The organism is Streptomyces sp. NPDC008150, from assembly GCF_042956945.1.
In the GTDB taxonomy this organism is placed as follows: Bacteria; Actinomycetota; Actinomycetes; order Streptomycetales; family Streptomycetaceae; genus Streptomyces.
In genome coordinates, this window is record NZ_JBIBHJ010000013.1 from 214,573 (window position 1) to 236,692 (window position 22,120).

Here is a 22,120-nt window from a genome sequence, read left to right on the forward strand (position 1 = left end):
CAACACGCCACATTTCGAACGAGGTTGACTCCGTGCTGCACTTCCCCGACGGCTTCCTGTGGGGCGCCGCCACCGCCGCCCACCAGATCGAGGGCAACAACTTCAACAACGACTGGTGGCCGCGCGAGCACGCCCCCGGCACCACCATCGTCGAGCCCTCGGGCGACGCCTGCGACAGCTACCACCGCTTCCGCGAGGACATGACCCTGCTGCGCGACGCGGGCCTCGACACGTACCGCTTCTCCATCGAGTGGAGCCGCATCGAGCCCGAGGAGGGCTTCGTCTCGCGGGCCGGCATCGACCACTACCGGCGCATGGTCGACACCGCCCTCGAACTCGGCATCACCCCCATGGTCACCCTCATGCACTTCACCGTGCCGCGCTGGTTCGCCGACCGGGGCATGTGGCGCTCGCCCGACGCCGCCGACCGGTTCGCCCGCTTCACCGAACTCGCCCTGCCCGTCCTCGGCGACGACGTCAAGTGGGTCTGCACCATCAACGAGCCGAACATCGCCGCCATGATCGCCGGCGGCGAGGACCCGGCGAACCTGGTCGCCTACGGCCTGCCCGACCCCGACCTCAAGGTCGCCGACACCCTCCTGGAGTGCCACCGCCGCTCCCGCGAGGTGCTGTCCGGCGTCGGCGGCGTCCGCTCCGGCTGGACCGTCGCCACCCAGGCCTTCCAGCCCGAGCCCGGCTGCGAGCAGGCCGCCCGCGACTACGGTCACCAGCGCGACGACTGGTACCTGGAGGCAGCCCGCGGCGACGACTGGGTCGGCGTCCAGGCGTACACCCGCACCGTCATCGGCCCCGACGGCCCGCGCCAGGTGCCCGAAGGCGTCGAGACCACCCTCACCGGCTGGGAGTACTACCCCAAGGCCCTTGAGGAGGGCGTCCGTTCGGCCTGGGAGAAGACCGGCGGCGTGCCGGTGTTCGTCACCGAGAACGGCATGGCCACCGCCGACGACGCCCGCCGGATCGACTACACCCGCGGCGCGCTGAACGGCCTGCACGCGGCGATGGCAGACGGCGTCGAGGTCGCCGGCTACCTGCACTGGAGCCTGCTCGACAACTACGAGTGGGCCTCCGGGTTCCGGCCGACGTTCGGCCTGATAGCCGTCGACCGCGAGACGTTCGTACGCACCCCCAAGCCGTCCCTGGGCTGGCTCGGCGGGGTCGCGCGCGCCAACGCCGTCGAGGAGGACCTGCAGCCGTGACAGCTCACCCGGCCGCGCCCGTGGACACGGTGGCCGCCCTTCCCCTCGACGACAAGGTGCGGCTCCTCACCGGTGCCACCCCCTGGCGCCTGCACCCGCTGCCCGCGGCCGGGTTGCGCCCGCTGGTGTTCTCCGACGGCCCCGCCGGGGTGCGCGGCACCGGCGAGATCCCCGGCTGGACCACCGCCGCCCTGCCCTCCCCGACGGCACTCGCCGCGACCTGGGACGAGGACGCGCTGCGGCGGGCGGGCCGGATCCTCGCCGCCGAGGCACGCGCGGCCGGGGTGGACGTGCTGCTGGCGCCGCTGGTCAACCTCCAGCGGACGCCGGTGGCCGGCCGGCACTTCGAGTACTTCTCCGAGGACCCCCTGCTCACCGCCCGGCTCTCCGCCGCGCTCGTGACCTCCCTCCAGTCCGGGGGAGTGGCGGCCTGCGCCAAGCACTTCGTCGCCAACGACTCGGAGACCGACCGCACTTCGTACACCGCGCGCGTCGACGAACGCACCCTCCGCGAGGTCTACCTCGCCCCCTTCGAGTACGTGGTCCGGGAGGCCGGGGTGTGGACCGTCATGTCGGCCTACTCGGGGATCGACGACGGCGTGGAGTCGTCCCCCGCGGGCTCCCACCACCGGCTGCTGACCGGCGTCCTCAAGGACGAGTGGGGCTTCGACGGGATCGTGGTCAGCGACTGGGCGGCCACCACCACCGCCGTCGCCCCCGCCCTCGGCGGCCTCGACCTCGCCATGCCGGGACCCGACAGCCCCTGGTCGCGCGACCTGGCGGACGCCGTCCGCTCCGGCGCCGTCCCGGAGACCGTCGTCGACGACAAGGTGCGACGCCTGCTGCGGCTGGCGGACCGGGTCGGCGCCCTCGGCGCACCCGGTGAACAGGGCGCCGCGCAGGGCCGATTCACCGCGTACGCCCTGGGGTCGCGGACCGCGGACCCCGCACCGCGCGCCGCCGGCCCGGCCCGCGCCGCCGGATACGCGGACGGCCTCCGGGAACTGGCGGCCTCCGCGATGGTCGTACTGCGCCGCCCGGCAGCGGGCGCCCTGCCGGTCGCCGCGCCCGCCGACGTCCGGCGGATCGCGCTGATCGGGCCGAACGCGGTCAGCGCCTTCGCCCAGGGCGGCGGCAGCGCGTTCGTCGAACCGCCCTACGTGGTCGGCTTCGACGAGGGGCTGCGTGCCGCGTTCCCCGACGCCCGCCTGACCCTGGAACAGGGGGCCGACGCGGGGCGCAGACTCCCGGCCGTCGACCCCGCCGTACTGTGCGGCGCACCGCTGGTGGAACTCCTGGACGGCACGGGCGCCGTGCTCGGGACTCTTCCGCTCGCGTCCTGGGAGGGCACGGTGCGGGACTTCGGACCGTACGCCGCGTCCGCCGAGACACTGCGGCTGAGCGCCGAACTGCGCCTGACGGAGCCCGGCGAGCACCTCGTCGAGGTCGGCGTCGTGGGCCGGCACCGCGTGGAGGTGGACGGCACCCTGGTCTCGTCGAGCGACGAGGAGGCGGACGGCACCGCCTCGGTGCTGAACTCCTCCACCAACCTCCCCGACGGAACGGCCCACGCCGTCCAGGTGGGTGACGTCCCGCGCACGGCACGGGTGGTGGCGGAGCTCCAGCGCCTGCGCTCCGCGGAGTTCGGCGACATGTTCCGCGGTGTGCTGCGCCACGGCCCCCCGGCACCCGGCCGGGAGCGGCTGCTGTCCGCCGCGCTCGACGCGGCGCGGGACGCGGACCTCGTGGTCGTCGTCGTGGGGACCACCGAGGAGGTCGAGTCGGAGGGCTGGGACCGTACGTCGCTGGCCCTGCCGGGGGACCAGGACGCCCTGGTGGAGGCCGTGCTGTCCGTCGCCCCCGACGCGGTGGTGGTGGTGAACGCGGGCGCTCCGGTCCAACTCCCGTGGCTGCGGCGGGCGTCCACGGTGCTGTGGTCGTGGTTCCCGGGCCAGGAGGCCGGCCACGCGCTGGCGGACGTGCTGACCGGACGTACCGAACCGGCCGGGCGGCTGCCCTGGACGCTCCCGGACGCCGACCCGCTGGTGCCGTCCGTCCTCCCGGACGCCGGGGGAGTGCTCGCCTACACCGAGGGGCTGCACCCGGGCTACCGGGGCTGGCTGCGCTCGGGACGCGAGCCCGCCGCGCCCTTCGGGCACGGGCTCGGCTGGACCGACTGGGCCTACGGCGGGGCGAGTTGGGAGCACGCGGAGGACGGCACGGTCACGGTGGCCGTCGACGTCACCAACTCCGGTGCGCGGCACGGCTCCGAGGTGGTGCAGGTCTACCTGTCCGCCCCGTCCGGCGGCCCCGAGCGCCCCGCCCGCTGGCTGGCCGGCTTCGCCCGCGTCAGCGCCGGGACGGGGGCGACCGTACGGGCCGAAGTGCGCCTGGCGCGCCGCGCGTTCGAGGTGTGGAACCCGGCCACGGCCGGGTGGGAGGTCCCGCCCGGCGCGTACACCGCACACGTCGGTCGCTCGGTCGCCGACGTCCGGCGCACCCTGACGGTGCCGGTCGGCGGGCGCTAGGCGGTACCGCCGTTCCGTGCCCGGTCTGTCGCAGACGCGAACCGACGGACCGGGCACGGTCGTTGCCGCCGGGCGGCGCGGCGGGTCAGTCGTCCAGCTCCACGTACGAGCTCTCGAACCGCCAGTTCATGTCGTGGGTCGTCGCCGGCAGGACACGTGCGTACAACTCGTCGCGCGGTACGGGCACCGGGGCGAGCGGGCGGCCGTGGGCGAGCGAGGCCAGCACCACGCCCGCGTGGTACTCGGCGAGGACCGTGCGGAACACCGCCTCGCGCACCGTGCGGCCGGTGACGACCGCTCCGTGCCAGCGCAGCAGCGCGACGGCGCTGTCACCCGTCAGCCTCACCAGCTCGTCGCCCGCCGCGTGGTCCGTCACCAGTTCCGGCCGCTCCCACAGCGGCACGTGTTCCGGCCAGAACGAGGCGTGCAGCATGAGGAGTTCGGCGGGCGGCTCCGCCATCGCCGCGAGCGCCGTCAGGTTCGGCGAGTGCACGTGCACCAGGGACCGGATCTCCGGGTGCGCCCGGTGCATCGCTGCGTGCATGTACAGCTCCAGCGGCAGGCCGGGCGCGAACTCGGCGTCGAGGGAGAGTTCGTGGACGTCCTCGGGGCGGCACCTGTCCTTGCGCCTGCCCGCGCCGGGACAGATCAGGTACTGTCCCGGGTCCTCCGTGAGAAGGCTGACGTGGCCGAACATGCCGATCATGCCGTGCCGGGCCAGAATCCTTGTGGCCGTGGCGAGTTCGGCCCGCGGTTCCTGCCCGCCGGGGTCGGGACGGTTCGCCGGTTCGGTCATGCGTGCAGCTCCTTCGTCGCCGGGGAGCCGGGGCGGCGTCCCGCGCGGAGCCTAAGTACCGCGGCACCGGGGGGAGCCGTCCGGTCGGGCAAGGTAAGAGTGCGCGGCGCGGGCGGGGGTGGCGCGCCCGCCGTCCCGGGAGGTGCGCGGCGCCGCGCCCGGGTGTCGCCCCGGGCGCGGCGCCGCGTGTGTCAACGACCCTGTGTGCGACGGGTGTTGAGGAGTGTCATGGCCACCACCACTGCTGCCAGGGGCACGGTGAAGACCAGGGTCGCGCCCTGCTGGCCCACGGCGGTCTCGGACAGCCGGTCGAACAGGTCGGGTCCGTACGTCGACAGCAGCACCGGCAGCGCCGCCAGCGGAACGGCGAAGGCGAGGCGCCGCAGACCGGCGTACGCGGCGAGGCCGGTGCCCGCCGCCACGGCGACCACGAGCACCGCGTGCCGCCATCCCGGCTGCCAGCTCACGCCCGCCGCGAGGTAGGTGAGCACGGCCGCCGCGGCGACCGTGGCGCGGGTCCGCCACGAGCGGTCCACGAGATCGTTCGGCGCGGCCACCGTCACCGCCGCCCACAGGAGTTGGGGCAGGCCGAACCAGAGCAGGTTCTGCAGGACGAGCAGCGCGTCGAACTCCGCGAAGGCCGTGCTGACGTAGTCGATCCGGACGCCGACGAACACGGCCGCGGACGCGACGGCCAGGATCCGCGCGACGCGCCACCTGCCGGCCAGGGCGCAGACCAGCGAGGCAGTCCACAGCAGCGCGGTCAGCCAGGCGTAGGTCCGCGGGAGGCCGCCGACGACGTGCAGCCACGGGAACGTGCTGCCCGGGGCGGATCCCGGCAGGCGCACCACCTGCGCCACCCCCTGGCCCGCGGCGACCGCGAGGGCGAGCGGTGCCGCGACGGCGGACAGGCCCACGGCCGAGCGGTCGCCGGTGAGCCGGGTGCGCAGCCGCAGGGCGTGCGCCGCGACGCTGGCCGCCTCGCGGTACCGCTCGGCCGTGCCCGCGCCCTCGGTCGCGTCCGCGTAGACGGAGGCCAACTCGGCGCCGTGCGCACGCCGGTAGGACGCGGGGTACACGCGCAGCGCGAACGACAGGGCCCGCGGGCGGACGGGAGGGGGCCCGGCCGGGCCGGTCGCGCGGGGGAGGCGCTCGCTCATGCCGCACCTCCCTGGAGGCGCGGACGGCGGCCGACGGACAGGCGGCGCTCGGCTTCGGCGACGACGGTGCGCAGGCGGGCCGCCTCGGCGGCCAGTGCCTCGCGTCCCTCCTCGGTCAGCGCGTAGAAGCGGCGGGCCCGGCCGTCGACGACCTCCTCGCGCTCGGGCCGGATGAGGCCCTGCTGCTGGAGGCGGTCCAGCGCGCCGTAGAGGGTGCCCGTCCGCATGCGCACCGAGCCGTCGGAGAGGGCGGCGATCTCCTGGATCAGTCCGTAGCCGTGGCGCGGCGCGTCCGCGAGGGCCGTGAGGATCAGCAGGGCGGGGCCCTGCACAGTGGATTGAGTCACGCGTCTATATATATCGCACGGCGACATATGCCGGGAGGCGGGGTGTCCCCGACCTGGGGAGACGGTGGCCGGTCCGGCGTCGACTCGGCGGGACGAAAAATGGCACGACTGCCAATTGACAGAACGCGGCGGGAAAAGTGAGGGTGGCCGCATGTCACCCTCACCATCGCCGGCATCCGCACCGCCCCCTCCCGGGGGCCCCGGGCTGCGCGCCCGCAAGAAGGACGAGACGCGGCGCAACCTGCGCGACGCCGCCTCCCGGCTGTTCGCCGAGCGCGGCTTCGCGCAGACGACGGTGGCCGACATCGTGGCCGAGGCGAACGTCTCGGAGCGGACCTTCTTCCGTTACTTCGACGGCAAGGAGGCGTTGCTGCTGCCGGACGGCCTGGAGCTCTTCGCCCGCATCGAGGAGGCGTTCCTCGCCCGCCCCCGGGACGAGACCCCCCTCCAGTCCGCGTGCGGGGCGCTGAACGACGTCGTGGACCACTTCGCCGCCAGCACCCTGACCGCACTCGCGCACCCTCTCGGCGAGGTGCGCGAACAGGCCCGCGCGGGGATGTCCCGCCAGTTCGCGGAGTTCGAGGAGCGGTTCGCGGAACTGATCCGGGAGCGCCTGCCCGCGGACGCGCCGGACGCCGACCTGGAGGCGGCCGTGACCGCCAACTGCGCGCTGTCCGCCGCCCGCGCGGTGCTGCGCACCCTGCGCAATCGCCGGCAGGCGGGCCTCGCGGTGGAACCCCAACTCGTCCTGTCCCGCGCCTTCGGGATGCTCTCCACGATCGGATCCCCGGCCTCGTGAACAAGCGCCGCACCCTTCTGGCCGCGTCCCTCGGCCTGGTCGCCGTGGCCGCCGCGGCGACCGTGACCGACATCGTGGTGGAGCACAAGGTGGAACACCGGGTGGCCGGCACCGCCGCCTGCCGCCTCGACACCCACGAGACGGTGTCCGTCGGACTCGACAGCCGGCTCGCGGGCCTGCGGGCCCTCACCGGCACGGTCGGCACCGTACGGATCAACGCGTCCGGCGTACGCAGGCAGGGCACCGAGCTGGACGTCGCCGCGTCGCTGCACGACGTCTCGACCGACGGCCGCACCTCCGGCGGGACCGCCACCGCGACCGTCGCCTACGGCCAACTGGCCGAGCGGCTGCCGGCCGGCGCCGACGGGCTGACGCCCGGCACCGACGGCAAGCACCTCGTCCTGACCGGCACGGTGGGTTCGCTCGGCCTGCCCGTCACGGTCACGACCACCCTGACCACCACCGCGCACGCCGTCACCGTCGCGCCCAGCACGGTATCGGTCCTCGGGCAGACCCTGTCCGTGGACGACCTGTCCTCACTCCCGGCGGCCGCCGGGCTCGCCGGCCGACTCGGGCCCCGCACCGTCGACATCGGCACCCTGCCCGCCGGTGCGCGACTCACCGGCGCCCACGCCACGGCCGACGGCCTCGCCCTGGACTTCCGGCTGGCGCCCGCCGCCGCGGGTCGGACGGGCGGCGCGGCCGCGTCCTGCGCCCTGTAGGAACCGGGCGGAAGGACCGCCTCCGCGGCCCCGCGCGCAGTCCCGCCGCGCGTCGACGGACCCCGCGCGTGGTCCGCGGGGAAGCGGAGGCGCGGACTTAGCATCGGCCCCATGCCCAGCTCCCCGCCCGCGCGCCGGCGCGATTCCCGCTCGCTGCTCCTCCGCGCCTGGTGGGCGCGGCGTCCCCCGGCGGCCGGTGCCGCCGTGATGGCGACCGGGATCGTCTCCGTCGGTCTGCACCTGACGGGCTACGAGACCCTGTCGCGGATCTCCCTGGTCCTGGCCGCCGCGGCGTGGGTGGCCCTGGCCGCCGACTTCGTGGCCCGCCTGCTGCGGGAGCGGGAGCGATGGATGGAGGAGGCCAGGAGCCCGGCCGCGCTCACGGCGGTCGCGGCCACCTGCGTCCTGGGCACCCGGCTGTCACTGCTCGGCCGGCAGACCCTGGCGGAGGCGCTGCTCGCGACGGCCGCCCTGCTGTGGCCGTTGCTGATGACGCTCGTGTCGCGGCACCGGCGGCGCCGGATGCCCGGCGCGGTGTTCCTGGTCTGCGTGGCGACGCAGGGGCTCGCGGTGCTCGCGGCCACGCTCGCCGGGGCGCTGGCGGTGGACTGGATGGCCCGCGCCGCGATGGTGCTGTTCTGGCTCGGGCTGCTGTTCTACGTGCTGGCGCTGCTCAGCTTCGACGTCCGCCAGGTACTGACCGGGGCGGGCGACCACTGGGTGGCCGGGGGAGCGCTCGCGATCTCGGCGCTGGCCGGCGCCCGCCTGCTGCTGGCCCAGGGGCCGGAGCTGTACCTGTGGAACAGCGACAACGCGGACGCGCTGCGGCGCGTGACGGTCGTCCTGCTCGTGCTCGACCTGAGCGTGTACGTCGTGCTGGCGGTGGCGGAGGTGCTCCGCCCGCGGCTCTCCTACGACGTGCGCCGCTGGTCCACGGTGTTCCCGATGGGGATGACGGCGGTGGCGACGCTGGCGGTCGGCACGGAACTCGACCAGGCGTGGCTGCGGGTACTCGGGCAGGTCCTGCTGTGGATCGCGGTGGCCGCCTGGCTGGTGGTCGGCGCCGGGGCGGTGCGGGCGGCGTGGACCGCGTCCCGTCCCGGGCGGGTCGCGCCCCCGGCGAGCGGCTGAGGTCCCGGTCCCGCGCGGTGAGGTCCCGGTCCCGCGCGGTGTGACGTCGACGGCGTGTGTCCACACGTGTGCGGGCAGGCGGGTGTGCGGGACGGGCGGCGGTCGCGGTCACGTCCTGACACCGGTGCCATTTGACGGTCGTGCCACTTCCTCGGCTATGTTGTGGCAGTCCTGCCACTTCCGGAGTCCCGCGGTGCTCCACCGCCCAACTCCACTGTCCTGGAGGCCCGGTGTCCTCTTCCCCCGCCCGCCGATCCGCGCTGTACCGCACGGGTGCCTTCTGCGCCCGGCATCCGGTGTGGGTGATCGCGACGTGGCTGCTGGTACTGGTGGCCGCGTTCGCCGCGCGCACGGCGATCGGCGCCACGTACAGCGACGAGGTGAGCCTGCCCGGCAGCCGGACCGAGACGGGGGGTGACCTGCTGCAGGCCTCGGACCCCCAACTCGGCGACCCCAGCGGCAAGATAGTCCTCCACGTCGGGAAGGGCAGGGTGTCCGACCACGGCACCGCCGTGGACGAGACCCTGGACCGGCTGCGCGGCCTGCCCCACGTCACCGGTGTCTCCGACCCGGTGACCAGCGACGACGGTGCCACCGCCTACACCACCGTGACCTTCGACGAGGACCTCAAGTCCCTCGGCCACGCCTACACCGACCGGCTCGACGGTGCGACAACTCCCGCACGGCAGGACGGAGTCGGCGTCGGCTACGGCGGCGACCTGCACGAGATCGTGCGGGCGCCGGCCAACGACAGGGTGAGCGAGGCCGTCGGTGTGGTCGCCGCGCTCGCGGTCCTGCTCGTGGCGTTCGGCAGCGTCGCCGCCGCCCTGCTGCCGCTGGTGACCGCGCTGATGAGCATCGCCGTCGGCATGGGCGTCGTCGGCAGCGTCGCCGGTGTCCTCACCTTCGCCACCTCCGCGCCGACCCTCGCCACGATGATCGGCCTCGGCGTCGGCGTCGACTACGCGCTCTTCCTCACCACCCGGTTCCGGCAGGACGTGATCGACGGCCACGACACCGAGTCGGCCGTCGCGCGCACCACGGCCTCCAGCGGCAAGGCGGTGGTGGTCGCGGCCGTCACCGTCGCGGTCGCCCTGCTCAGCCTGTACGCGTGCGGACTCAGCATGATCGGACGCCTCGGTCTCGCCGCCACCCTCGCGGTCGCCGTGACCGCGGTGGCCGCGCTGACCCTGGTGCCCGCCGCGAGCGGCCTGGTCGGACAGCGCGTCGACCGGCTGCGCGTCCGGCGGCGCCCGGTGGCCGAGAGCTCCGGCGACCACGACGCCTGGCACCGCTACGCCGCGCTCGTCGCACGTCACCCCTGGCGGTTCCTGGCGGCGGGCACGGCCGTCGTCGCCCTGTGCGCCGTCCCGCTGTTCTCCCTGCGCCTCGGCCACATCGACGACGGCGCCGACCCGGCGGGCAGCACCACCCGCGACGCGTACGACTGGACGGCCGAGGCCGACGGCCCCGGGTTCGGTCCGGGCGCCAACGGCCCCTTCACCGTCGTCGTGGACCTCCGCCGCGCCACCGAGCCCGCCGACCGAATAGCCTCCGGCCTCGCGACCGCCCTGCGCGGGACGCACGACGTGGCCGGCGTCACAACTCCCAGGACGACCAAGGACGGTGACGTCCTCGTCGCCACGGTCACCCCGGACTCCGGCCCCCAGGACGCCGCGACCGACACGCTGTTCGCGACCCTCACCGACCACACCCTGCCCGACGCGCTCAGCGGCACGGGCACGACCGGCTACCTGACGGGCAGCACCGCGGGCAACCTGGAGTTCCGCGACACCGTCACCGAACGCCTGCCGCTCATCGTCGGCATCGTCCTCGTCGCGGCGTTCGTCCTGCTGACCGTGGTCTTCCGCAGCCTGGTGATCCCGCTCAAGGCGGTGGTCCTCAACCTCCTCACCACCGGCGCCTCCTACGGCGTCCTCGTCGCCGTCTTCCAGTGGGGCTGGGGCGACAGCCTGCTGGGCATGGGCGAACCGGTGCCGATCGAGTCGTACGTGCCGATGATGATGTTCGCGATCGTCTTCGGTCTCTCCATGGACTACGAGATCTTCCTGCTCTCCCGCATCGCCGAGGAGTGGCACGCCTCCCTCGACAACACCCGGGCGGTCGCCCGGGGACTGTCGCTGACGGGCCGGGTCATCACCAGCGCGGCCCTGATCATGACGGCGGTGTTCCTCTCCTTCACCGGATCGCCGACGGTCGTCGTGAAGATGCTCGCGCTCGGCCTCGCCGTCAGCGTCGTCCTCGACGCCACCGTGGTGCGCCTGGTGCTGGTGCCCTCGCTCATGTTCCTGATGGGCGGCGCCAATTGGTGGCTCCCGCGGTGGCTGGACCGCCGGCTGCCCCACGTGACGGTCTGACGGGAGGGACCCCGGGTGCGGGCCGCGCCCGGGGTGACACCCCCGGACGCACCCGCCCCGCCGCGCGTGTCGCGGGCCGACCGCGCACGCAACGCCCCAGCACGGACGGCGTGTCGCGCCGCGCAGGCCCGTCCGGTCGCTTCCCGCGCGTGGTGCCGGCTCCTAGGCCGACGGCAACTCCCCTGCTGCCGCGGGGTGTTCCTCCCCGCGCAGGAAGCGGAGCAGCTCCGGCAGCGCGTCCGGGTCCTCGATCAGGAAGAGGTGGCCGCCCTCGAACACCCGCGCAACGGCTCCCGGTATCCGTCCCGCGAGTGCGGCGCCGCGCTCCGGCGGGGCGACCAGGTCCTGCGAACCGGAGGCGACGAACGTCGGGCAGGCGATGCGGGGCAGCCGGTCGAACGCGTCGTGCCCCGCGCGCGCGGCCAGTTGCAGTGCGGCACCTTCGGCGGCGGCAGCCCCGGCGGCGGGCCGCCGGTGTCCGGGAGGGGTGCCGAACAGGCGCGCGGAGACCCGTTCGCGCTCGTCCTCGTCCAGGTCGGCCAGCGTGTGCAGCGGATACGACGACCCGCCCGCGCCGCCCGACGACGTGCACAGCAGGGCGAGCCGCTCGACGCGCTCCGGCGCGGTGACCGCGAGTTCCTGCGCCACCATCCCGCCGAAGCTCACCCCGAGCAGCCGGAACCGCCGCCAGCCGAGCCCGTCCGCGACGGCGAGCGCGTCGGCCGCCAGGTCCGCCATGGTGTACGGCCCGCCGGGCAGACCCGTCCGGCCGATCCCGCGCTGGTCGAATCCCACCACCTCGAAGTCCTCCGCCAGCAGCCCCAGAAGCGGTGTCACCTCGGCCAGCGTGGTGCCCGAACCGTTGAGGAACAGCAGCGGGGGCCCGCTCCCCAGCCGCTCGTAGGCGAAGTCCAGACCCTCGATGCGCATGGTCGGCATGGTGTTCCGGTCCCCTCTCTCCGTCGCCGGCTCTCGGCGGCCCGGCCGCCCCGGCGCGTACGGCGGCGCGGGGCACCGGGGTGCCCCGGCCCCGTGCGAACGGCGCGGACCGGACCGGATCACGATAATGATCCCTGCCCCGACAGAGCGTGGGGGGCCCGCTCCGGGACATCCGTGCAGGCGGACCTGTTACGCGTACGACCAGGAGAGGCGGGCCCCTTGAGTGTGTCCCTGACGGCGACCAACACCTTGTTGAATCTGTACCGGGTGGCCGCCCGCGCCAACTCCCTGCGCCCCGGCGCCGCCCGCGCCAACGCCGAACGCCTGGCGGCCCTCCAGGACCGGACACCGCCCCGGCCCGCCCCGCTGCCCGGGGCGCTCCTCGAACGCTGGACGCCCACGCGGACGACGGTCGCCGGGAACCCCGTGGTCCGGCTGACACCCCGGGGCGCCGCGAACGGCCGCCACCTCGTCTACACCCACGGCGGCGCCTACGTGCACCCACTCATCCGGCCCCACTGGCACATCATCGACCGGATGGCCCGCGGCACGGGTGTGACCGTCACCGTCCCGCTCTACCGGGTCGCCCCCGAGGGCGACGTCGACGCGGGCTACGCCTTCCTGACCGAGGTCTACGACGGGCTCGTACGGGAGGCGGGCGCCCGGAGCGTCACCCTGGCCGGCGACTCGGCGGGCGGCGGACTGGCGCTCGGCCTCGCCGTCGACCTCCGGGACAGGGGGGCGCCCGGGCCCCGGCAGGTCGTGCTGTTCTCGCCGTGGGTGGACCTCACGATGACGCATCCCGCCGTTCCCGCGCTGGAGCGTCTCGACCCGATGCTGCGGGCCGAACTGCTCGTGGCCGCAGGCGCGTTGTGGGGCGCCGGGCACGACCCGCTGGACCCGCGCCTGAGTCCGGCCCGCGCGGACCTCGACGGCCTGCCGCCGGTCCACCTCTTCCAGGGCGGCCGCGACGTCTTCGCGGCGGACGTCTGCGACCTCGCCGCGCGCCTCGAACGCGCGGGCAACGGCGGCACGTTCAGCCTGGAGCCGGACGGATTCCACGTGTACGTGGGCGCCTTGTGGACCCCCGAGGCACGGGCCGCGCTGAACACCGTGAACGGTCTCCTGACCGCCGCGCCCTGACCCCGGCGAAACCTGCCGCGGTGGTGAACACCCGGACGGTCAGGCGGACTTGGCGCGCTCGGACTTCCAGAAACCGGAGAAGGTGATGCGCTTCTTCGGCAGGCCGGAGCGGTGCAGATGGCGGCGGCCCTCCGTGGCGAGGGTCGACTCGCCCACGACGAACGCGTACCCCGTCTCGGCGACCTCGGTGTGCCGGCGCAGCTCTTCGAGAGCGGCGGCACCGGGTGTTGCGGTCGCGTCGCCGCGCACCACCCAGGTCACCCGGACACCCTCGGGCGCGTCGAGTTCACGCCGGTCGCCGTCGAGCGGGACCTCCTGGATGACCCGTCCGACGGTGTCGCGGGGGAGTGAGCGCAGGATGCCGGCCGTCGCCGGCAGACCGCTCTCGTCGGCGACCACCAGCACCTCCGACGCGTCGTGCGGGCACTCGTACAGCAGGCCTTGGTCGAGCAGCGCGACCGGGTCGCCCGGCCGTGCCCCGCACGCCCAGATCGCGGCGGCGCCCTCGGGCTCGCCCGCCGGGCCCAGGTGCACGACGAAGTCGATGTCCAACTCCGCCGCCTCGGCGCGGAACTCGGCCACGGTGTAGTTGGCGCAGTGCGGCCGCACGTCCTCGGGGAGCGCCAGGTAGGGTTCCCACCACTTCGTCCCGGAGATCTCCGGAAGCACGAAGCCGTCCTGGTGCGGCAGTGGGAAGAAGAGACGGAACCACTGGTCGTAGCCCTGCCACGAGAAGGCGGCGAAGTCGGCGCCGGACACCGTCACACGTTGCATCGACGGCGAGAAGCGTTCGCTCCGGACGACCTCCCCGCGGAAGAGGCCGGGGGTCTTCACTGCGGGGGTGGGGATCTTCGACACACAGGAAGGTTAGCCTAAACTAACCCGGTGCCCAACCTCCATCGCGCTCTCGCCGTTCGCCGCGGCGGGATCCTCGCGCTCCTCACCCTCGTGCTGCTGGCCGTCGTCCTGGCGAGCCTGCTGCTCGGCAGCAACCACCTCTCGGTGTCCGACGTGATGCACGGTCTCACCGACTCCGGACCGGCCGCCGACCACGCCGTCGTGTGGGGTTCGCGCATACCCCGCACCGTGCTCGGCGGGCTGGTGGGTGTGTGCCTCGGTGTCGCGGGCACCGTGATGCAGGGACACACCCGCAACCCCCTCGCCGACCCGGGCCTGTTCGGGGTCTCGGCCGGGGCCGGTCTCGCCGTGGTGCTCGGTGTGTACGTGCTGCACGTGCGCGACACCGACGCCACCGTGTGGTTCGCGCTGATCGGCGCGCTGGTGGCGAGTGTCGCGGTGTTCGGCATCACCGTCGCGGGCAGCGGCACCGCGAGCCCCGTACCGCTGGCCCTCGCGGGAGCCGCCGTGTCGGCGCTCCTCGGGGCGATCACCTCCTTCATCGTGCTCACCGACCGCGACTCGCTCGACGCCTACCGGCTGTGGGTGGTCGGCTCGCTCTCCGGGCGCCGGATGGACGTGCTCGGTCCCGCCTGGCCCTTCATCGTGGTCGGGCTGCTGCTCGCGGTTCTCAACTCCCGCGCCCTGGACAACCTTTCGCTGGGCACCGAGATGGCCCACGGACTGGGGGAGAACGTGCTCAGGGCCCGGATCGTGGGCCTGCTCGCGATCACCCTCCTCACCGCGGGCGCCACGGCCGTCGCCGGCCCGATCGGCTTCGTCGGCCTCACCGTGCCGCACGTGGCGCGGGCGCTGGTCGGCACGGGGCACCGCTGGACACTGCCGGCGGCCGCGCTCGTCGGCGCCGTGATCGTGCTCGCGGCGGACGTCGTCGGACGGCTCGTCGCGGGCAGCGCCGAGATCGAGGTGGGCATCGTCCTCGCCGTGCTGGGCGGTCCGGTCTTCGTCGCGGTGGCCCGCCGCAGGTCGCTGGTGGCGCTGTGAAGGACGACGGGCGCACGCACGCCGACGCCACCGCGCTTCCCGGCGGACACACGTATGACGGGGCGTTCGCACCCGACGGGCCGGTCACACCCGAAGGGGGCCGAGCACCCGCCCTCGCCGAGACCTCCGCCCGCCCCGCCGCCCCCGGCGGGACCCGTCCGGGCGCCGTCCGTGCCGCCCGGCGGGGTGTGCGCCTCGGCCCCCTCGGACTGGCCTGGCGGCCCCGGGTGCTCGGCGTCACCGCGGCCGCGTTCGTGGCCGCCCTCCTGCTCCTGGTCGCCGCGGTGGCCGTCGGCTCGACCGGCATCTCGCCCGTGACCGTGGTCCGCGCGCTGGCGGGCGGCGGCGATCCCGCCGATCACTTCATCGTGGTGACCCTGCGGCTGCCGCGGGCCCTCACCGGCGCGCTGGTCGGCCTCGCGCTCGGGGTGGCCGGCGCCCTCACCCAGACGTTCACCCGCAACCCGCTGGCGACTCCGGACATCCTGGGCGTCACCTCCGGCGCCTCGGTGGGCGCGGTCGCCGCGATCGTGCTCGGCGGCGGCGGGTTCTCGCTCGGCGCGTCCGTACTCGGCGGCACCGTCCCCGCCGCCGCGACGGCCGGCGCGCTGATCGCCTCCGTCCTCGTGTACGGACTCGGCCTGCGCGGCGGGGTGCAGAGCTACCGCCTCGTGCTCGTCGGCATCGGAGTCGGCGCCACCCTCGACGCGGTGACGAGCTATCTGCTGGTCCGGGCCAAGATCACGCTGGCCACCGCGGCCTCGCAGTGGCTGGTCGGCAGTCTCTCCGGCACGTCCTGGACGAGCCTGTGGCCGCTGCTCGTCACGACCGGCGTCGCCCTGCCCCTCGCCCTCGCCGCCTCCTCGTCGCTGAGCCTCGGACAGCTCGGCGACGACGTCGCGACGGGCGTGGGACTCGCGGTGCAGCGCCACCGGCTGCTCGTCATCGCCCTGGCCGTCGTGCTGACCGCGGGCGCGGTCGCGGCGGCGGGGCCCGTCGGGTTCGTCGCCTTCGTCGTGCCCCAACTCGCCGTCCGGCTCTGCGGGACCGCCCGGCCGCCGCTCGCGCTCTCCGGGCTGCTCGGTGCCGCCCTCGTGCTCGTCGCCGACCTGGCCGCCCGCACGGTCTTCCCGTGGGAGGTGCCCGTCGGCATCCTCACGACCGTCGTCGGCGCCCCCTACCTCATCTGGCTCCTCGTCCGTCACCGCAAGGAGATGACGTCATGACCGTTCCCGTACTCGAGGCGCGCGGCCTCCGCCTCGCCTACGACAAGCGGACCGTGATCGAGGGCCTCGACCTCTCGATCGACAGCGGAAGTGTCACGACGTTCCTCGGCGCGAACGGCTGCGGCAAGTCCACACTGCTCAAGGCGTTCGGCCGCATCCTGCGTCCGGCGGACGGAGAGGTCCTGCTCGACGGGACGCCGATCCGCCGCCTCCCCGGCCGTGATGTCGCGCGACGCCTCGCGATCCTTCCGCAGAGCCCGGCGGCCCCGCCGGGCACCAGCGTCTTCGACCTGGTGATGCGCGGGCGCAACCCGCACCAGAGCTGGGCGCGCCCGTGGACGCCGGAGGACGCCGACGTCGCCGAACGGGCCATCGCCGCCACGGGGTTGTCGGAGGTCGCGCACCGGGACATCGCCTCGCTCTCCGGCGGGCAGCGGCAGCGGGCCTGGATCGCCCTCGTCGTCGCGCAGGAGGCCGGGACGCTGCTGCTCGACGAGCCCACCACGTTCCTCGACCTGACGCACCAACTGGAAGTACTGCGGCTGGTGCGCCGGATCAACAGGGAGCGCGGCGCCACCGTGGTGATGGTGCTGCACGACCTCTCGCTCGCCGCCCGCTACTCGGACCGCCTCGTGGTGCTCCACGACGGCGGCGTCGTCGCCGACGGGACGCCCGAGGAGGTGCTGACCCCGGCCCTGCTGGAGCGGGCGTTCGCCCTCCGGGCCCGCGTCGTGCCCGACCCGGCGACCGGCACTCCGCTTGTCGTTCCGGAGGCGGACGACCCGGCGCCTGCCCTCGTAGATGGTTAGGTTAGCCTCACCTGTCATGAGATCCCATCGCTTCGGCGCTCTGAATGCCGCCGCCGTAGCCGTTCTGGCCGCGGTCGCGCTCCTGCTGACCGGCTGCTCCTCGGATTCCGGTTCTGGTTCCGGTTCCACCGACGACGCCGCGTCGGGTCCCTGGACGTTCAAGGACGACCAGGGCAAGACCGTGAAGCTCGACCACACCCCGACCCGCGTCGCCGGTCTCAACGACGTCCTCGTGTCGCTGATGAACTACGGCGTCAAGCCCGTCGCGTCGTTCGGCTACACCTCGCTCGCCGACGACCACCGCTTCGACGGCCTGGACACCAAGGGCATCACCGAGGTGGGCACCTCCTTCGGCGAGATCAACCTGGAGAAGCTCGCCGCCGCGAAGCCCGACGTCATCGTGACCAACGTCTACCCGACGGACGCCAAGGGCACGATCGACAAGACGCAGGCCGACTACGGCTTCAAGGATCTCTCCCAGGAGAAGCAGGTCGAGAAGATCGCCCCGGTCGTCACCCTGTACATGGGCGGCGACGGCGAGAAGGTCGTCAAGCGCACGACGGACTTCGCCACCGCCGTCGGCGCCAAGGCCTCCGTGGTGGCGGCGGCCAAGGAGAAGTTCGACGCCGCCGAGAAGTCCCTCGCCGCCGCGGGCAAGGAGACCAGGATCAAGGTCACCGTCGTCTACGCCGACGGCGACGGCCTCTACGGCGTGAAGGCCAAGGACGACCCCGCCCTGCGGATGTACCAGGACCTCGGGGTCCCGTTCACCGAGCCCACCCCCAAGGGCTACTACTGGGGCATCTACAGCTGGGAGAACGCCGGCAAGCTCGGCGGCGACATGCTGCTGCTGTCGCAGACGGGCTACCAGCAGGCCGAGTTGAAGAAGCAGGCCACCTTCGCCGACAACGCGGCGCTGAAGTCCGGCCAGGTGCACGACTGGACGTCGGCCGGCATGGACTACGTCTCGCAGGCGGACTACATGAACCGGCTCGCCTCCTGGATCAAGGAGTCCAAGGTCGTCAGCAAGTGACCGCCTGAGCGGCTATGTTGATCGCGCCGGCGCCGTACGGTCCGCATCAGGGCCGGGGGCGCCGGCGCGACCCTGACCGGACAACGCGCGCAGAAGAGGGACCTGATGACCGCGAACGACGACCCGACATCCGCGCGCACCGGGACCGCGTTCGTGGCGCTGGACTTCGCGGCGTACATCGTCGAGAACTTCAGCCACGATCCCGGCGTCGCCCAACAGGCCGCGAACGCCCTGGAGGTGGCGCGCGGCGCGCGGCTGCCCGTCTTCCACGTCGCCCACGAGGCGATGCTGGACACCCTCCACCCGCTGACGGCCCCGGCCGACGGCGAGACGGTGCTCGGCAAGCGCACCCTCAGCGCGTTCGCGAGCACCGACCTCGACGAGCGGCTGCGCGCCGCCGGCGTGGGCCGGATCGTCGTCGCCGGGGTGGCCACCTCCGGCACGGTGCTGTCGACGGCCCGGTGGGCGTACGACATCGGCTACGAGGTCGCGGTGTGCGCGGACGCCTGCGCCGACCCGGACCCGGCCGCGCACGCCGCGCTGCTCGACGCGTCGGTCTTCCCGGACAGCTGGCTCGGGCTGTGGCGCGTCGCCGACATCGTCGGGGTCGACGGCATCGTCGGGCAGCGCCCCTGACCCGGGCGCCGGGAGTCCGCCCGGGGGAGCGGGCGGCCGAACGGCCCGTGCGCGCGCCCGTGTTGGGGTGCCGCGGGGACGGTTCCGGTCAGGCGCCGGTGGGCCGGCCGAAGGCGCCGCCCGTGCCGAAGACCAGCGCGCCGAAGCGTTCACCGATACGACGGTGCGTCGCGGCGTCGGGGTGCAGCCCGTCGGGGAGCGGCAGTTCGGCGGCGTCCGCCTCGCCGTACAGCTCCCGGCCGTCGAGGTAGGAGAGGTGCGGATCGTCCGCCGCGCGCTGCCGGACGATCCGTTCGAGTTCGGCCCGGACGACCTCCAACGTCAGCTTTCCGGTGGCCACTTCCGCCGGATCCCCCGCCGCACGGAACCCCAGCCTTCCCTCGGCGAGCGCTTCGAGGTCCGGGAGGCTGGGCCCCGGGGTGCTCTCGTGGATCGGGCACAGCAGGGGCGAGACGACCAACAGCGGTGTGTCGGGGCGCCCTTCGCGGATCGTGTCCAGGAAGCCGTGCACCGCCGGCGCGAACGCGCGCAGCCGCATCAGGTCGGTGTTGACGACGTTGATGCCGATCTTGACGCTCAACAGGTCGGCGGGGGTGTCCCGCAGGGTGCGCGCGGTGAACGGGTCGAGCAGCGCGCCGCCGCCGAGGCCCAGGTTGACCAGCTCGACCCCGCCGGCCGCCGCGGCGAGCGCCGGCCACGTGGTGCTGGGGCTCGCCGCGTCGGAGCCGTGGCTGATCGAACTGCCGTGGTGCAGCCACACCTTGCGGCCCCGGTCCGGGACGGGCGTCACGGAGGCGTCGGTGCGCAGGGCGACCAGTTCGGTGGTCTCGTTGTGCGGCAGCCAGATCTCGACGTCCTTGACCGCGCCGGACAGACCGGTGAACCGGACGGTGCCGGTCGGGCCGGGACGGCTCTCCGTGGTGCCGGTGGCCATGTCGATCACAAGGGTGTTGCCGCCCTTGGCGCTCGCCCGCCCGGCGAGGACACCGTCGACGAGCAGGTCGTAGACGCCGTCCGGGCGGGGCGGGGCCCCGGCGTAGACCCGCTTGGTGGGCAGTGTCTCCAGCTCTACCGCCGTTGCCCGCGTCCGGAACGCGAGACGCACGCCCGAGGGCTGGGCCTCGGCCATGACGAGCTGCGCGTCCGCGCCCTGGGCGAGGGCGCGCGCGGGGAGCCGGTGCGGGAGGACGCCCGCGGCGGTCCGCTCCAGCTCGACGGCGCCGCGCAGGATCTCCGCGGTGACGGGCGTGGTGATCCACCCGCGGGCGTGTTCCGGGTCTTCCGAGCCATTCATGAAATCAATTATGAAACTGCCTAATTGATTTAGGCAAATCGTCGTCGTGCCGCGGATCCCGGAAACCCGCACCTCACGCGACACTTGGGCCCCTGCTACGGTGACGGCCATGTCGGAGGAGACCGTCACCACGGTCCTGGACGGAGAGGCGTCGCGCCGGGACACCGAGCGCACGCTGCTGTTCACGGACGCCGTCGTGGCCATCGCGATCACCCTGCTCGCCCTGGACCTGCCGGTGCCCCACGGCGCCACGAACACGGAACTCTGGCACTCCGCCCGCGAGGGCCGGTCCGAGTACCAGTCCTTCCTGATCAGCTTCCTGGTGATCTTCGCCTTCTGGCGGGCGCACCGGCAGGTGTTCGGCGCCGTCGGCCGGCTCGACCGCACCCTCGGCATGCTGAACGGCCTGTGGCTGCTGCTCGTCATCGTCATGCCGTTCGCCACCAAGGTGCTCGCGGGCGACGGCGGGTTCGAACTCCGCTTCGGCTTCTACGCGTTGCTCCAGTCCCTGACCAGCCTGGTGTTCGTCCTGGTGGTCCTGCACACCCGGCGGGCGGGACTGCACGTACCGGGGACGCCGCGGTCCGCGTTCACCACCCGGCTCGTGCACAGCGCCTCGGTCGTCCTCTGCTTCGCGGTGTCCGTGCCCGTCTCGATCGCCGTCGGCGAATGGGCCTACTTCTGCTGGGCGGCCATCCCGTTCGGCAGTGCGGCGGGAATGGCGTTCACCAGGCGCCGGTGGGCGGCGGGCGGGCAGGCCGACTAGGGCGTCCGGCCGGCCCCGTCCCGCGCCAACCCCCGCCCGGCGCACACCCGTTCACGACCCGGCGGAGCCGTCGCGCAGCGGGACCCCCACCCGGTGCAGGTGGCGCAGCGCCTCCCGGTACGACTGGACCAGCCCCGTCTCGTGGTACGGGACGCCGATCTCCGCGCAGTAGGAGCGCACGATCGCGCGTGCCCGGCGCAGGTGCGGGGTGGGCATGCTGGGGAACAGGTGGTGCTCGATCTGGTGGTTGAGGCCGCCGAGCGCCACGTCGGTCAGCAGGCCGCCGCTCACGTTGCGCGAGGTGAGCACCTGACGGCGCAGGAAGTCGGTGCGGTCGTCGCCGGTCAGTGTCGGCATGCCCTTGTGGTTGGGGGCGAAGATCGCGCCCAGGTAGACGCCGAACAGGGCCTGGTGGACCAGGAGGAAGACCACCGCCTTGCCCGGGGGCAGTACCACGAACAGCGCGGACAGGTACAGCGCGAAGTGGCCCAGCAGCAGCGCCCCTTCGAGCCGGCGGCTGCGCATGGACGGCGAGCGCAGCGCGCGCACGCTGGAGACGTGCAGGTTGAAGCCCTCCAGCAGGAGCAGCGGCAGGAACAGGTAGGCCTGGTAGCGGCCTATGAACCGGGCCGGGCCACGGCTGTTGCGGGCCTGTTCCGTCGACCACACCAGGATGTCCGGCGCGACGTCCGGGTCGAGTTCCTCGTGGTTGGGGTTGGCGTGGTGGCGGGTGTGCTTGTTCATCCACCACCCGTAGCTCATGCCGATACCCAGGTTGCCGAAGATCCGTCCCCCGATCTCGCTCGGCCGGCGCAGCCGGAACACCTGCCGGTGCGCGATGTCGTGGGCCACCAGGGCGACTTGGCCGAAGACCAGGGCCAGCGCGGCCGCGACGACGACCTGCCACCACGAGTCGCCCAGCGCGAGGAACGCGGCCCAGCAGAGGCCGAGGGCGAGGCCGACCGCGCCCAGCCGCAGCGTGTAGTGGCGGGGACACCGCCGCAGCAGTCCGGCCTCGGTGATCCTGCGGGACAGCCGGGCGTAGTCGCTGCCGGTCTCCGCCGTTCCCGGGGACGCGGGGGCCGCCGCGGCGGGCGAGTTCATCGGTGGGGTCATGCGGACGAGTCTGCTGACCTGCGCGTCCGCGCACGATCCGGCTGTCCCCCAAGCCGGGCGGGTGGTGCCGTCCCCCCGGTACGGGGGCTGGCCCCACCCCGCTCCCGCCGGCCGTGCGCCCCGCGAGCGGACGCCCTACGGCATTGTCAGCAGCCGCACTGCGGCGCTCGCCGCATTC

The 22,120-nt window shown here is 73.9% G+C and carries 20 protein-coding genes; 13 read left to right on the forward strand and 7 right to left on the reverse strand.

Annotated elements, in window-relative coordinates; genetic code table 11:
* Nucleotides 1–32: 32 nt before the first annotated feature.
* Nucleotides 33–1,217, forward strand: coding sequence for a family 1 glycosylhydrolase (locus ACFZA0_RS28545; RefSeq protein WP_391022202.1), 1,185 nt, complete (start codon nucleotides 33–35; stop codon nucleotides 1,215–1,217).
* The gene (locus ACFZA0_RS28550; protein ID WP_391022204.1) at nucleotides 1,214–3,745 is read left to right on the forward strand and encodes a glycoside hydrolase family 3 C-terminal domain-containing protein; all 2,532 of its coding nucleotides are present in this window, start codon (nucleotides 1,214–1,216) and stop codon (nucleotides 3,743–3,745) included. The genes ACFZA0_RS28545 and ACFZA0_RS28550 overlap by 4 nt, the downstream gene beginning before the upstream one ends.
* A gap of 85 nt (nucleotides 3,746–3,830) precedes the next feature.
* Here ACFZA0_RS28550 and ACFZA0_RS28555 read toward each other — a convergent pair whose 3' ends face one another.
* The 3 genes from ACFZA0_RS28555 to ACFZA0_RS28565 all read right to left on the reverse strand — a co-directional run bounded on the left by ACFZA0_RS28555 (nucleotide 3,831) and on the right by ACFZA0_RS28565 (nucleotide 6,048).
* Nucleotides 3,831–4,541: a class II aldolase/adducin family protein gene (locus tag ACFZA0_RS28555; RefSeq protein WP_391022206.1), complete on the reverse strand. Its 711-nt coding sequence runs from the start codon at nucleotides 4,539–4,541 to the stop codon at nucleotides 3,831–3,833.
* Between the two features lie 191 nt (nucleotides 4,542–4,732).
* Entirely contained in the window at nucleotides 4,733–5,701 is a 969-nt protein-coding gene (locus ACFZA0_RS28560; RefSeq protein ID WP_391022208.1) for a hypothetical protein, read from the reverse strand.
* Nucleotides 5,698–6,048, reverse strand: a complete 351-nt coding sequence (locus ACFZA0_RS28565; protein WP_391022210.1) for a helix-turn-helix transcriptional regulator — start codon at nucleotides 6,046–6,048, stop codon at nucleotides 5,698–5,700. Before ACFZA0_RS28565 ends, ACFZA0_RS28560 begins: the two co-directional genes overlap by 4 nt.
* A 151-nt stretch (nucleotides 6,049–6,199) precedes the next feature.
* Between ACFZA0_RS28565 and ACFZA0_RS28570 the strand changes: the two genes are divergently transcribed.
* The 4 genes from ACFZA0_RS28570 (at nucleotide 6,200) to ACFZA0_RS28585 (ending at nucleotide 11,078) form a co-directional block, all read left to right on the forward strand.
* The gene (locus tag ACFZA0_RS28570) at nucleotides 6,200–6,847 is read left to right on the forward strand and encodes a TetR family transcriptional regulator (RefSeq protein ID WP_391022212.1); all 648 of its coding nucleotides are present in this window, start codon (nucleotides 6,200–6,202) and stop codon (nucleotides 6,845–6,847) included.
* Nucleotides 6,844–7,569 (forward strand): LmeA family phospholipid-binding protein, encoded by a 726-nt coding sequence (locus ACFZA0_RS28575; protein WP_391022214.1) that lies wholly within the window; start codon nucleotides 6,844–6,846, stop codon nucleotides 7,567–7,569. The genes ACFZA0_RS28570 and ACFZA0_RS28575 overlap by 4 nt, the downstream gene beginning before the upstream one ends.
* 111 nt (nucleotides 7,570–7,680) lie before the next feature.
* Entirely contained in the window at nucleotides 7,681–8,700 is a 1,020-nt protein-coding gene (locus ACFZA0_RS28580) for a tellurite resistance/C4-dicarboxylate transporter family protein (protein WP_391022216.1), read from the forward strand.
* Between the two features lie 230 nt (nucleotides 8,701–8,930).
* The gene (locus tag ACFZA0_RS28585; protein ID WP_391022218.1) at nucleotides 8,931–11,078 is read left to right on the forward strand and encodes an MMPL family transporter; all 2,148 of its coding nucleotides are present in this window, start codon (nucleotides 8,931–8,933) and stop codon (nucleotides 11,076–11,078) included.
* Between the two features lie 162 nt (nucleotides 11,079–11,240).
* On the opposite strand, the gene ACFZA0_RS28590 is transcribed toward ACFZA0_RS28585, so the two are convergent.
* Nucleotides 11,241–12,008, reverse strand: a complete 768-nt coding sequence (locus ACFZA0_RS28590; RefSeq protein ID WP_391022220.1) for an alpha/beta fold hydrolase — start codon at nucleotides 12,006–12,008, stop codon at nucleotides 11,241–11,243.
* A 234-nt stretch (nucleotides 12,009–12,242) separates the two neighbouring features.
* Between ACFZA0_RS28590 and ACFZA0_RS28595 the strand changes: the two genes are divergently transcribed.
* Entirely contained in the window at nucleotides 12,243–13,160 is a 918-nt protein-coding gene (locus tag ACFZA0_RS28595; RefSeq protein ID WP_391022335.1) for an alpha/beta hydrolase fold domain-containing protein, read from the forward strand.
* Between the two features lie 39 nt (nucleotides 13,161–13,199).
* Here ACFZA0_RS28595 and ACFZA0_RS28600 read toward each other — a convergent pair whose 3' ends face one another.
* A complete protein-coding gene (locus ACFZA0_RS28600; RefSeq protein WP_391022222.1) occupies nucleotides 13,200–14,018 on the reverse strand; it encodes a siderophore-interacting protein in 819 nt (272 codons plus the stop codon).
* Nucleotides 14,019–14,045: 27 nt separating this feature from the next.
* Here ACFZA0_RS28600 and ACFZA0_RS28605 point away from each other — a divergent pair, with 27 nt between their 5' ends.
* The 5 genes from ACFZA0_RS28605 (at nucleotide 14,046) to ACFZA0_RS28625 (ending at nucleotide 18,766) form a co-directional block, all read left to right on the forward strand.
* The gene (locus ACFZA0_RS28605) at nucleotides 14,046–15,062 is read left to right on the forward strand and encodes an iron chelate uptake ABC transporter family permease subunit (protein ID WP_391022223.1); all 1,017 of its coding nucleotides are present in this window, start codon (nucleotides 14,046–14,048) and stop codon (nucleotides 15,060–15,062) included.
* On the forward strand, nucleotides 15,059–16,288 hold the full coding sequence (locus ACFZA0_RS28610; RefSeq protein ID WP_391022224.1) for an iron chelate uptake ABC transporter family permease subunit: 1,230 nt from the start codon (nucleotides 15,059–15,061) through the stop codon (nucleotides 16,286–16,288). Before ACFZA0_RS28605 ends, ACFZA0_RS28610 begins: the two co-directional genes overlap by 4 nt.
* Nucleotides 16,285–17,097, forward strand: coding sequence for an ATP-binding cassette domain-containing protein (locus ACFZA0_RS28615; RefSeq protein ID WP_391022226.1), 813 nt, complete (start codon nucleotides 16,285–16,287; stop codon nucleotides 17,095–17,097). Before ACFZA0_RS28610 ends, ACFZA0_RS28615 begins: the two co-directional genes overlap by 4 nt.
* Nucleotides 17,098–17,113: 16 nt before the next feature.
* Nucleotides 17,114–18,130 (forward strand): ABC transporter substrate-binding protein, encoded by a 1,017-nt coding sequence (locus tag ACFZA0_RS28620; RefSeq protein WP_391022228.1) that lies wholly within the window; start codon nucleotides 17,114–17,116, stop codon nucleotides 18,128–18,130.
* A 105-nt stretch (nucleotides 18,131–18,235) separates the two neighbouring features.
* Nucleotides 18,236–18,766 (forward strand): isochorismatase family protein, encoded by a 531-nt coding sequence (locus ACFZA0_RS28625; RefSeq protein ID WP_391022230.1) that lies wholly within the window; start codon nucleotides 18,236–18,238, stop codon nucleotides 18,764–18,766.
* 88 nt (nucleotides 18,767–18,854) lie between these two features.
* Here ACFZA0_RS28625 and ACFZA0_RS28630 read toward each other — a convergent pair whose 3' ends face one another.
* A complete protein-coding gene (locus ACFZA0_RS28630; RefSeq protein ID WP_391022232.1) occupies nucleotides 18,855–20,060 on the reverse strand; it encodes a GDSL-type esterase/lipase family protein in 1,206 nt (401 codons plus the stop codon).
* Between the two features lie 109 nt (nucleotides 20,061–20,169).
* On the opposite strand from ACFZA0_RS28630, the gene ACFZA0_RS28635 reads away from it, so the two are divergent.
* Nucleotides 20,170–20,826: a TMEM175 family protein gene (locus tag ACFZA0_RS28635; protein WP_391022234.1), complete on the forward strand. Its 657-nt coding sequence runs from the start codon at nucleotides 20,170–20,172 to the stop codon at nucleotides 20,824–20,826.
* Nucleotides 20,827–20,877: 51 nt separating this feature from the next.
* On the opposite strand, the gene ACFZA0_RS28640 is transcribed toward ACFZA0_RS28635, so the two are convergent.
* On the reverse strand, nucleotides 20,878–21,942 hold the full coding sequence (locus ACFZA0_RS28640) for a fatty acid desaturase (protein ID WP_391022236.1): 1,065 nt from the start codon (nucleotides 21,940–21,942) through the stop codon (nucleotides 20,878–20,880).
* Nucleotides 21,943–22,120 lie beyond the last annotated feature (178 nt).